We start from the raw sequence: 10,825 nt of genomic DNA, 5'->3' as shown, positions 1-10,825 counted from the left end.
ACCGCAATAAGGACACACGCTTGCAACGCTTTGACTCGTCATATCCATTTCCCGAAGCCAAAAAAAAAGACGCCCTGTTCTCCTCCGTCTGAAACGGGGAGCACACGGCGCCTTTGTCGTGAAGATGGTAATCGGTGTTGATTACCTCTGCACAGTGCTTTGCAAAGGACGGGCCAGAGGGCTGTCGCACAGCGGCAGTAAGTCCGGTGTGCGCGGTCTGCCTGTTACACCGCGTGCGCAGGTTTACGACGGGTTCCCCGCCGGTCGCGGGACAAGCCCGACTCCCACATGGGGGTTCAGAGCCAAAACGCACGTGGTGGGGGCCAGAACGCCCTGTAGGAGCGAACTTGTTCGCGAAGCGTTGTCTCAGGCGCACCGCGTTGGTCGCTTCGCCAACAAGTTGGCTCCTACAGATTGAGCTGTGTTCTGCAGTAAACCGGTGTGTGCGGTTTGCCTGTCACGCCGCGTGTGCAGGTTTTACGACGGGTTCCCCGCCGGTCGCGGGACAAGCCCGACTCCCACATGGGGGTGCAGAGCCAAAACGCACGTGGTGGGGGCCAGAACGCCCCAAGGAGCGAACTTGTTCGCGAAGCGATGTCTCAGGCGCACCGTGTTGGTCGCTTCGCCAACAAGTTGGCTCCTACAGATTGAGCTGCGTTCTGCTGTAAACCGGTGTGTGCGGTTTGCCTGTCACACCGCGTGTGCAGGTTTTACGACGGGTTCCCCGCCGGTCGCGGGACAAGCCCGACTCCCAGCCAAAACGCACGTGGTGGGGGCCAGAACGCCCTGTAGGAGCGAACTTGTTCGCGAGGCGGTGTTTCAGATACACCTCATGGGTCGCCTCGCCAACAAGTTGGCTCCTACAAGTTGAACTGCGTTCTACTGACTGGCATGAGGGCAGGCCTCACTCAACAGATCGGGAAATAAATGCCATCACCCGTTGCCGTGCAACTTGCTCATCAGTTGCGCTTCGGCCTGGGTCAGGCCGCAGGACTGGGTCAGTTCGTCAACGCTGGCGCCCTTTGCGATCAGACGCGCGGCCTGGGCGAAGGACAAGGTAGACGGATCGCGCTGTTCGAGGATGGTGATCTTGTCCGGCAACGGTGCCACGATGGCACGCAACTCATGCAGTTCCTCGCCCATTTTGACCGTACCGCCCTGATAGTTTTCCAGGCGTCGGGCCAGCTCGCGAATGCGTTGATCACGCAGCGAATCAGCTTCAATCCGCTGTGTGGTCAATGTGCGCAGGCGTTTGGTGTGGAGCATGAACATCGCAAAGCTTGCGATCCACAATACCGCCAGAAAAATTACCGCTACCTCTAGGATCAATCAGATGCTCTCCAGCTCGGACCACTCTTCTTCGGACATCATATTGTCCAGTTCCACAAGAATCAGCAGTTCGCCGTTCTTGTTGCAGACGCCCTGAATAAACTTGGCCGATTCATCGTTGCCCACGTTGGGCGCGGTTTCGACTTCCGACTGACGCAAGTACACGACTTCGGCGACGCTATCGACCAGAATCCCGACCACCTGTTTGTCGGCTTCGATGATCACAATCCGCGTGTTATCGCTGACTTCAACCGGAGGCAGACCAAAGCGCTGGCGGGTGTCGATGACGGTAACGACATTACCGCGAAGGTTGATGATGCCTAGCACGTAGCTTGGCGCACCCGGGACCGGCGCGATCTCGGTGTAACGCAGCACTTCCTGAACCTGCATCACGTTGATGCCGTACGACTCGTTGTCCAGGCGGAAGGTAACCCACTGCAGAATTGGATCTTCGGAACCCTGTGCTGACGACTTATTCATAACCCAACCCCTTGCCTATTGTGCTGTGCGAACAGCGTTGCGTACGCCGGTCTGTGTTTATCTGGTTTTGTTCATTTGCTTGACCGCACCACTGGCAATCAAGGCTGCCAACTCGGAAACATCCAGCAGCGCGCACATGTGCTCGATCACCGTGCCCGCAAGCCAAGGACGCTGGCCGCGATGAGAACGCCATTTGATTTCGCTCGGGTCCAGGCGTAGCGAACGGCTGACCTGATGCACCGCCAGCCCCCATTCATACCCCTGCACTGAAATTACGTATTGCAGCCCCTGACGAAAGTCGTCGCGGTAGCGGTCGGGCATGATCCAGCGAGCCGTATCCAGCACCTTCAAATTGCCTGCCTGGCTGGGCAAAATCCCCAAAAACCAGTCGGGCTGACCGAACAGCGGCGTCAACTCTTGACCCGCCAGTGGATAAATCGAACCCAGGCATACCAGCGGCACTGCCAGGGTTAACCCGGCGACATCGAACAGCAGGCATTCGAAGGGCTCGGCAGCCCAGGCCGGGCGTGCATCCGGGGTCGGCGGTGGTGTCGGGTGATGCCGTGATGGCAAATGGATTTCGGCGACCGGCTGGACCAACGTGGCGCTCGGTGCAATCGCTTCGACCACCGGGATGGTAGGCACGGTAATCATCGGGCTGACCATCACTGGCGCCTGCACTTCCAACACCCGAGCCATCACCGGTGCGCTGATTGCGACAGGTTTGACCATCGCGGCAGGCGGTTTGGCGGTCGCATGCACGCGAGCGTCATGCGCCCGCTCTTCACGTACCGCCGCTTCGAAATCGTCGACAGGATCGTCCAGCAGCTCCTCGGTCGCCTCCTGAAGCAACGTATCGAGGTAGTTCTGCAACGCCAATCGTGGTCGTGATGCTATGTCCAGAGGGCGGTTCATAGAGGAGCCCGAGAATAAGTGATGCGATGACTGCCTGAACTCTTTATCGGCTGCACCGGCAACCGACTTGAATGCAGCAATACATTGCACGGCAATAAGTGAATGGCGGACACGTCACGCCACCTGCCCGACGAGTTGCTCGGACAACATATGTTTCAGTAACGCGCGATACGCCAGCACACCCCGACTCTTGTTGTCGAACTGTGAAGGCGTCACGCCTGCCCGGCTGGCATCGCGCAGGCGCGTATCGACCGGAATGTAGGCTTTCCAGACATGCTCGGGGAAGCTGTCGCGCAATAATTTCAGCGTACTCATCGACGCCTGGGTTCGTCGATCGAACAGGGTCGGAACAATGCTGTAAGGCAGTGGTACTTTGCGTGAACGGTTGATCATCGCCAGGGTATTGACCATACGCTCCAACCCCTTCACGGCAAGAAACTCGGTCTGTACCGGGATCACCAACTGCTGGCTTGCCGCCAGTGCGTTGACCATCAACACCCCCAGCAACGGCGGACTGTCGATGATCGCATAATCGAAATCCTGCCACAGCTGCGTCAGGCTTTTGGCGATCACCAGCCCAAGACCACTTTGCCCCGGCGACTGACGCTCAAGCGTCGCCAGTGCGGTGCTGGACGGCAGCAAGGCAATACGTTTGTCGCTGGTGGGCAGCAGCAACTGGCCGGGTAACCCAGCAGGCACCACACCTTTGTTCAGGAATAAATCGAAGCAACTGTGCTCCAGCTCATCCGGGTTGTGGCCGAAGTAACTGGTCATCGAGCCGTGGGGATCGAGGTCCACAATGACCACGCGCTTGCCCGCCTCGGCCAGTAACCCGGCTAGAGCGATTGAGGTGGTGGTCTTCCCGACCCCACCTTTCTGATTAGCGACTGCCCACACTCTCATGTTTCGTTTTCCCCTCGATCATGGCGATGACCGAGACTGACTATGGGGCGGATGACGAAGATTTGACACCTTGCGACGGCTTGGCTGGTGCCGGTGCAGTTTGTGTGCCAGCACGGCGTAACGCGGCGTCGGGTTTTGCATTGGCGGTAGTGCCAGAACCTGTCAGGCTGCGGCGCACGTTGAGATTGCGCGAGATCACCAACACCACACGACGGTTGCGCCCTCGGCCCTCAGCGGTGGCATTTGAGGTCAACGGCTGAAATTCGCCGTAACCGACCGACGCCAGACGCGCCGGATTGACGCCATTCATCGCCAGAAGCCGCACGATGCTCGAAGAACGTGCCGACGATAACTCCCAGTTACTTGGGAACTGCGCCGTATTAATGGGCTGATCGTCGGTGAAGCCTTCGACATGGATCGGGTTATCGAACGGCTTGACGATTTTCGCCACTTTGTCGATCAGATCGAACGCTTTGTCGCTGGGCATCGCGTCGCCACTGCCGAACAACAGACTGGAATTCAATTCAATCTCAATCCACAGCTCGTTACCGCGCACGGTCATCTGATCCGAGGAGATCAAATCGCCGAACGCGGCGTTGACCTCGTCGGAGATGGACTTTAGCGGATCATTGAAACCCTGCCCCAGCGCGGCATCGGTCTGCTCGCTGTCGATCACCAGCGGATCGGTAGGCCTTGTGGTCTGTGGCCTCTGCTCGCCGATGGCGATGGGCTTGACGCTGCGCTCGGGCTCGTTGAACACTCCGACCAACGCCTCGGAGAGCACTTTGTACTTGCCTTCGTTGAGCGATGAAATTGAGTACATCACCACGAAAAACGCAAACAGCAGGGTGATGAAGTCCGCGTAGGACACCAGCCAGCGCTCGTGGTTTTCATGTTCTTCGGGGCGGCGACGTCGGGCCATGATCAGTCCATCACTCCATGAAGCCTTGCAGCTTCAATTCGATGGAACGCGGGTTCTCGCCCTCAGCGATCGACAGCAGCCCCTCCAGCAGCATTTCGCGATAACGCGACTGACCCAGCACGATAGCTTTGAGCTTGTTCGCCACCGGCAGCAGGATCAGGTTGGCCGAAGCCACACCGTAAATGGTGGCGACGAACGCCACCGCGATGCCGCTGCCCAGTTGGTTCGGATCGGCGAGATTACCCATCACATGAATCAAACCCATCACAGCACCGATAATGCCCACGGTCGGCGCGTAGCCGCCCATGCTTTCGAAGACTTTGGCGGCGTGGATGTCTCGGGTTTCCTGGGTGATGAAATCCACCTCCAGGATGCTTCGAATAGCTTCGGGCTCAGCACCGTCGACCAGCAATTGCAGGCCCTTGCGTGAATATGAATCGGGCTCTGATTCAGCAACCGATTCGAGTCCCAGCAAACCTTCCTTGCGTGCGGTGAGGCTCCAGTTGATCACGCGATCAATGCCACCTGCCATATCGATACGCGGTGGGAACACAATCCAGACGAAAATCTGAACCGCACGCTTGAACGCACTCAGGGATGTCTGCAACAAACTCGCAGCCAGGGTGCCGCCGAGTACGATCAGTGCCGCCGGGCCATTGAGCAATGCACCCAGGTGGCCCCCTTCCAGAAAGTTGCCGCCGACAATGGCAACGAACGCCAGGATGATCCCAATCAGGCTTAAAACATCCATCAGATACACGCCTCGACCAAGTGACGCCCAATATCGTCCAGGCTATAAACCGCGTCTGCCAGATCTGCTTTGACGATGGCCATCGGCATGCCATAGATCACACAGCTGGCTTCGTCCTGGGCCCAAATATGGCTGCCGCCCTGCTTGAGCAGACGCGCGCCTTCGCGACCGTCGGCGCCCATGCCGGTCAGCACCACAGCAAGTACCTTATCGCCGTAGGATTTGGCTGCTGAACCAAAGGTGATGTCTACGCAGGGCTTGTAGTTAAGGCGCTCATCACCCGGCAGGATTTTTACCGCACCACGCCCGTCTACCATCATTTGTTTGCCGCCAGGCGCTAACAGTGCCAACCCCGGACGCAGTACATCGCCGTCTTCGGCTTCCTTGACACTGATGCTGCATAACTTGTCCAGACGCTCGGCGAATGCCTTGGTAAACGCCGCAGGCATGTGCTGGATCAGCACAATCGGTGCCGGGAAGTTGGCAGGCAACTGAGTCAACACACGCTGCAACGCCACTGGACCGCCTGTGGACGTGCCAATGGCAACCAGTTTGTAAGCCTTGCGCTTGGGTGAGGGAGACGACGGCGCATGATGGGCCGCGCCGTGCGAGACAGGCCGAGGGGTCGGTGTCGATGCAGTACGCGCCGTGACCGACGCACTCGCCGATGGCGTCGGACTCACGGGGGCGGCTACAGGCGCAGGCGGGCTGCCATAACCACTGAAACGCCGGTTACTGTGCGAAATGGTATGCACCTTTTCGCACAGCATCTGCTTGACCCTCTCAGGGTTACGCGAAATGTCTTCGAAGTTTTTCGGCAGGTAATCCACGGCGCCAGCGTCCAACGCATCGAGGGTCACCCGCGCGCCTTCGTGGGTCAGCGAGGAAAACATCAGCACAGGCGTCGGGCAGCGCTGCATGATGTGACGAACCGCCGTGATGCCATCCATCATCGGCATCTCGTAATCCATGGTGATCACATCAGGCTTGAGCGCCAAGGCTTGCTCGATGGCTTCCTTACCATTGGTTGCCGTACCAACCACTTGAATCGTCGGATCGGAAGAAAGAATTTCCGAGACGCGGCGGCGGAAAAAACCGGAATCGTCCACCACCAGAACCTTGACTGCCATAAATACTCCATAGAGTCAGCGAGCCTGCGAAAGGCTCGCGAACCCAGAATCAAATACGCCGCGAGGCGTAACGCTTGAGCATGCTCGGTACGTCAAGGATCAACGCGATGCGCCCGTCGCCTGTGATGGTGGCGCCCGACATACCCGGCGTACCTTGCAACATCTTGCCCAGCGGTTTGATCACCACTTCTTCCTGGCCCACCAGTTGATCGACGACGAAGCCGATGCGCTGCGTGCCGACCGAAAGGATCACCACATGGCCTTCGCGTTGCTCTTCGTGAGCAGCGGAGCCGACCAACCAGCGCTTGAGGTAAAACAGTGGCAGCGCCTTGTCGCGCACGATCACCACTTCCTGACCGTCGACGACGTTGGTGGTCGACAGATCCAGATGGAAGATTTCGTTGACGTTGACCAGTGGGAAAGCAAACGCCTGATTGCCCAGCATCACCATCAGAGTCGGCATGATCGCCAGGGTCAGCGGCACCTTGATGACGATCTTCGAACCCTGGCCCTTGGTCGAATAGATGTTGATAGAGCCGTTGAGCTGGGCAATTTTGGTTTTCACCACGTCCATGCCCACACCACGGCCCGACACGTCGGAGATCTCGGTCTTGGTCGAGAAGCCCGGTGCGAAAATCAAGTTGTAGCAGTCGCTTTCGCTTAAACGGTCGGCAGCTTCTTTGTCCATCACGCCGCGCTTGACCGCAATAGCCCGCAGCACAACGGGGTCCATGCCTTTACCGTCATCGGAAATCGACAGCAAAATATGGTCGCCTTCCTGTTCCGCCGACAACACCACACGGCCGCTGCGGGACTTGCCCGAGGCCTCGCGTTCTTCCGGCGATTCGATACCGTGATCGACCGCGTTGCGCACCAAATGCACCAGCGGATCGGCCAACGCCTCGACCAGGTTTTTGTCCAGGTCGGTTTCTTCACCGACCAATTCAAGGTTGATTTCTTTCTTAAGCTGACGCGCCAGGTCACGTACCAGTCGCGGGAAGCGGCCGAAGACTTTCTTGATCGGCTGCATCCGGGTCTTCATCACCGCGGTCTGCAGGTCGGCAGTCACCACGTCAAGATTGGAAACGGCCTTGGACATGGCTTCGTCGGCACTGTTGGCACCCAGACGCACCAGGCGATTACGCACCAGCACCAGTTCGCCAACCATGTTCATGATTTCGTCCAGCCGCGCGGTGTCAACCCGTACGGTGGTTTCGGCTTCCGTCGGCGCGTGCTTCTCGGCAATCGGCGCTGGGGCTTTCGACGCAGCAGGCGCCGCAGCGGGCGCGGGCTTGGCGGCAGGTGCTTTCGCAGGTTCGACCTTTGCCTGTTCCACTTTTTTTGCCGGTGCAACAGCGGCGGCAGGTGCGGTGGCTACCGCGTCCGGTTCGAACTTGCCTTTGCCATGCAACTGGTCAAGCAAGTCTTCGAATTCGTTGTCGGTGATTTGGTCCGATAGCTTGTCAACGCCCGCCGCGGCGGCAGGTGCATCGGGTGCTGCTGCAACGGCTTGTGCGCTCGCGCCCGCGTCGACAGAAAAACTGCCCTTGCCGTGCAATTGGTCGAGCAGCGATTCAAATTCGTCGTCGGTGATTTCGTCAGATGAGTGGCTGATCGCCGGGGCATCAGGTGCAGGCGGTGCGCCCGCGTCCACTGCGAACTGGCCTTTACCGTGCAATTGATCAAGCAACGATTCAAATTCAGCGTCGGTGATATCGTCACTGGCGTCGCCAGCAGCAGGCGTCGATGCCGGAGGCGGCGCAGCAGCCACAGGCGCTGCACCAGCGGCCTGGGCCTTGACCGCATTGAGCGAGTCGAGCAGTTGTTCGAATTCATCATCGGTGACGTCTTCGGACGGTGCTTCGGCGACCGGCTCAGCGACCACTGGCGCAGCGGCTATTTCGGCGGCAGGCGCAGGCTCGGCCAGACGCGACAGGGCTGCCAGCAACTCTGGTGTCGCAGGCGTGACGTCAGTGCGTTCGCGCACTTCGCCAAACATATTGTTGACGGTGTCCAGTGCTTCCAGCACAACGTCCATGAGCTCTGCGTCGACCCGACGCTCACCCTTGCGCAGGATGTCGAAGACGTTTTCGGCGATATGGCAGCACTCCACCAGCTCGTGGAGCTGGAGGAAGCCAGCGCCGCCTTTTACAGTGTGGAAACCGCGAAAAATTGCATTGAGCAAGTCAGCGTCATCCGGTCGGCTTTCCAGCTCGACCAGTTGCTCGGACAGTTGCTCCAGAATCTCGCCGGCCTCAACCAGAAAATCCTGAAGGATTTCTTCATCGGCGCCGAAGCTCATTGGGGGGATGCTCCTAAAATTAACCGTCAACCGATCCAGGTCTTGCGCAAAGTTGTCAGAGGGTGAGCTGCCTGCGGTAAAACAACAGGCAGTCAGCTCACAGCCACTTCTTACTCAGAACCTAGAAACCCAGGCTGGATAGCAAATCGTCTACATCATCCTGACCGGATACGACGTCTTCACGTGTATCGGCATGAATCTGCGGACCTTCACCCTTGGAGTGAAGTTTTTCGTGTTCTTTTTGCCGACGGAACACCTCCTGATCGTGTTCGATACCAGCAAAGCGGTCGACCTGGCTGGCCATAAGGACCAGTTTGAGAAGATTGCTTTCGACTTCGGTCACCAACTGGGTCACGCGCTTGATCACCTGGCCGGTGAGATCCTGATAATCCTGAGCCAACAGAATATCGTTGAGATAACCACCGACCTCGTGGGTCTCTTGCTCACTACGTGCCAGGAAACCGTCGATACGCCGCGCCAGCTCGCGAAACTCTTCAGCGCCGAGTTCACGACGCATGAAACGCCCCCAATCGGCCCTCAGTGCCTTGGCGTCAGTTCCAAGGCCATTCATCAAGGGCGTGCTTTGCTCGACCAGGTCCATGGTGCGGTTGGCCGCGTTTTCCGTCAGCCTGACAACATACGACAAGCGCTCGGCGGCGTCGGTGATCTGGGACACTTCTTCAGCTTGCGGCATGTGCGGGTCAATCTGAAAATTAACGATTGCACTGTGCAGCTCGCGTGTCAGCTTGCCAACTTCCCGGTACAGGCCGCGATCACGGGTCTGATTAAGCTCATGGATAAGTTGCACCGCCTCGCCAAACTTGCCTTTTTCAAGGCTCTCGACCAGCTGCCGCGCATGTTTCTTCAGGGTCGACTCAAAGTCACCCATTGTCGAATCTTTGGAATCCATAGCGCCCTCGCAGCGAACATCAGCTATTGACGCGCTCGAATATCTTCTCGATTTTTTCTTTCAGTACTTGCGCCGTGAAAGGCTTGACCACGTAGCCATTAACACCCGCCTGGGCAGCCTCGATGATCTGCTCGCGCTTGGCTTCAGCAGTGACCATCAATACCGGCAAGTGACGCAGGCGCTCATCGGCGCGAACCTGACGCAGCAGATCGATACCGGACATGCCCGGCATGTTCCAGTCGGTCACCAGAAAGTCAAAGGCTCCGTTTTGCAGCATCGGCAACGCGGTCGTACCGTCATCTGCTTCGGCCGTGTTGGTGAACCCAAGGTCACGCAACAGGTTTTTTATGATCCGCCGCATCGTTGAGAAGTCATCAACGATGAGGATTTTCATGTTCTTGTCCAATTCGACCTCCAAGCAGTCTTTAACGCGTCCAGCACCTGGACGCGCACTCAATCAAAACCGGCACAGCGCGCTGACCGGGCTGCACTAAACGACGACGGGCTTGGCAAATCAACAGGTGCGAAGCACAGCGCAACGGGGCCTGACATAGCTCCGTGCGACCGGCTCCTGCCTTGTCTGATGTTTCCCACTACGCTCTGCACAGCCGGCTTACAGCAACACGCACCCGCGCGTTGTCTGTCAACGCGCTCGCCACTCTCCCAAACGCCCTCGCAAACGAGCTGCGCACTGGCTGTGTAACTGACTGACACGCGACTCGCTGACACCCAGGACCTCACCGATTTCCTTGAGGTTCAGCTCTTCGTCGTAGTACAGCGCCAACACCAGGCGTTCACGCTCTGGCAGGTTGGCAATAGCATCTGCCAGCGCCCTCTGGAAACGCTCGTCTTCCATATCACGCGAGGGCTCAAGCGACTGGCTTGCGCCGTCCTCATGCAATCCTTCATGTTCGCCGTCCTGCAACAGGTCGTCGAAACTGAACAGCCGGCTGCCCAAGGTATCGTTCAAAATCCCGTAATAATCATCGAGACTCAATTGGAGTTCGGCCGCAACCTCGTGATCTTTAGCGTCACGACCGGTTTTCGCTTCAATTGAGCGAATTGCGTCACTGACCATGCGTGTATTTCGGTGAACCGAACGTGGTGCCCAGTCCCCTTTGCGCACTTCGTCGAGCATCGCGCCACGGATACGGATGCCCGCATACGTCTCGAAACTGGCACC

Annotated in this window: 11 protein-coding genes; all 11 read right to left on the bottom strand. The window is 58.2% G+C overall.

All coding sequences use genetic code 11. The annotated features are described in order from the left end of the window. Positions 1-933: 933 nt before the first annotated feature. A complete protein-coding gene (locus VGC62_RS08845) occupies positions 934-1,329 on the bottom strand; it encodes a DUF2802 domain-containing protein (protein WP_331186696.1) in 396 nt (131 codons plus the stop codon). Then, complete coding sequence (locus VGC62_RS08840) at positions 1,330-1,809, bottom strand: chemotaxis protein CheW (RefSeq protein WP_331186695.1); 480 nt, start codon at positions 1,807-1,809, stop codon at positions 1,330-1,332. A 57-nt stretch (positions 1,810-1,866) separates the two neighbouring features. Next, positions 1,867-2,724 carry a CheW domain-containing protein gene (locus VGC62_RS08835; RefSeq protein ID WP_331186694.1) on the bottom strand — a complete coding sequence of 286 codons (858 nt, stop codon included), beginning with the start codon at positions 2,722-2,724 and terminating at the stop codon, positions 1,867-1,869. Between the two features lie 114 nt (positions 2,725-2,838). Continuing rightward, positions 2,839-3,627 carry a ParA family protein gene (locus VGC62_RS08830; RefSeq protein WP_331186693.1) on the bottom strand — a complete coding sequence of 263 codons (789 nt, stop codon included), beginning with the start codon at positions 3,625-3,627 and terminating at the stop codon, positions 2,839-2,841. A 40-nt stretch (positions 3,628-3,667) separates the two neighbouring features. Then, the gene (gene motD, locus VGC62_RS08825) at positions 3,668-4,549 is read right to left on the bottom strand and encodes a flagellar motor protein MotD (protein ID WP_331186692.1); all 882 of its coding nucleotides are present in this window, start codon (positions 4,547-4,549) and stop codon (positions 3,668-3,670) included. 10 nt (positions 4,550-4,559) lie between these two features. Continuing rightward, positions 4,560-5,300, bottom strand: a complete 741-nt coding sequence (locus tag VGC62_RS08820; protein WP_331186691.1) for a flagellar motor protein — start codon at positions 5,298-5,300, stop codon at positions 4,560-4,562. Next, positions 5,300-6,430: a chemotaxis response regulator protein-glutamate methylesterase gene (locus VGC62_RS08815; RefSeq protein WP_331186690.1), complete on the bottom strand. Its 1,131-nt coding sequence runs from the start codon at positions 6,428-6,430 to the stop codon at positions 5,300-5,302. The genes VGC62_RS08820 and VGC62_RS08815 overlap by 1 nt, the downstream gene beginning before the upstream one ends. 49 nt (positions 6,431-6,479) lie before the next feature. Further along, entirely contained in the window at positions 6,480-8,732 is a 2,253-nt protein-coding gene (locus tag VGC62_RS08810) for a chemotaxis protein CheA (RefSeq protein WP_331186689.1), read from the bottom strand. 121 nt (positions 8,733-8,853) lie between these two features. After that, positions 8,854-9,642 (bottom strand): protein phosphatase CheZ, encoded by a 789-nt coding sequence (locus VGC62_RS08805; RefSeq protein WP_331186688.1) that lies wholly within the window; start codon positions 9,640-9,642, stop codon positions 8,854-8,856. Positions 9,643-9,661: 19 nt separating this feature from the next. After that, complete coding sequence (locus VGC62_RS08800) at positions 9,662-10,036, bottom strand: chemotaxis response regulator CheY (protein ID WP_331186687.1); 375 nt, start codon at positions 10,034-10,036, stop codon at positions 9,662-9,664. Positions 10,037-10,285: 249 nt separating this feature from the next. Next, on the bottom strand, positions 10,286-10,825 hold a 540-nt coding region (fliA, locus tag VGC62_RS08795; RefSeq protein ID WP_331186686.1), incomplete at its 5' end, for an RNA polymerase sigma factor FliA.

Source organism: Pseudomonas sp., from assembly GCF_036404235.1.
GTDB lineage: Bacteria > Pseudomonadota > Gammaproteobacteria > Pseudomonadales > Pseudomonadaceae > Aquipseudomonas.
The sequence above is the reverse complement of the archived record's forward strand: the minus strand, read 5'-3'. Positions and strand labels throughout refer to the sequence as shown.

What these genes read in the sequence shown, in the direction of transcription:
- VGC62_RS08800 (WP_331186687.1), bottom strand. Translation starts at nt 10,036, where the DNA reads ATGAAAATCCTCATCGTTGATGACTTCTCAACGATGCGGCGGATCATA.
- VGC62_RS08810 (WP_331186689.1), bottom strand. Translation starts at nt 8,732, where the DNA reads ATGAGCTTCGGCGCCGATGAAGAAATCCTTCAGGATTTTCTGGTTGAG.
- VGC62_RS08840 (WP_331186695.1), bottom strand. Translation starts at nt 1,809, where the DNA reads ATGAATAAGTCGTCAGCACAGGGTTCCGAAGATCCAATTCTGCAGTGG.
- VGC62_RS08820 (WP_331186691.1), bottom strand. Translation starts at nt 5,300, where the DNA reads ATGGATGTTTTAAGCCTGATTGGGATCATCCTGGCGTTCGTTGCCATT.
- motD (WP_331186692.1), bottom strand. Translation starts at nt 4,549, where the DNA reads ATGGCCCGACGTCGCCGCCCCGAAGAACATGAAAACCACGAGCGCTGG.
- VGC62_RS08805 (WP_331186688.1), bottom strand. Translation starts at nt 9,642, where the DNA reads ATGGATTCCAAAGATTCGACAATGGGTGACTTTGAGTCGACCCTGAAG.
- VGC62_RS08830 (WP_331186693.1), bottom strand. Translation starts at nt 3,627, where the DNA reads ATGAGAGTGTGGGCAGTCGCTAATCAGAAAGGTGGGGTCGGGAAGACC.
- VGC62_RS08835 (WP_331186694.1), bottom strand. Translation starts at nt 2,724, where the DNA reads ATGAACCGCCCTCTGGACATAGCATCACGACCACGATTGGCGTTGCAG.
- VGC62_RS08815 (WP_331186690.1), bottom strand. Translation starts at nt 6,430, where the DNA reads ATGGCAGTCAAGGTTCTGGTGGTGGACGATTCCGGTTTTTTCCGCCGC.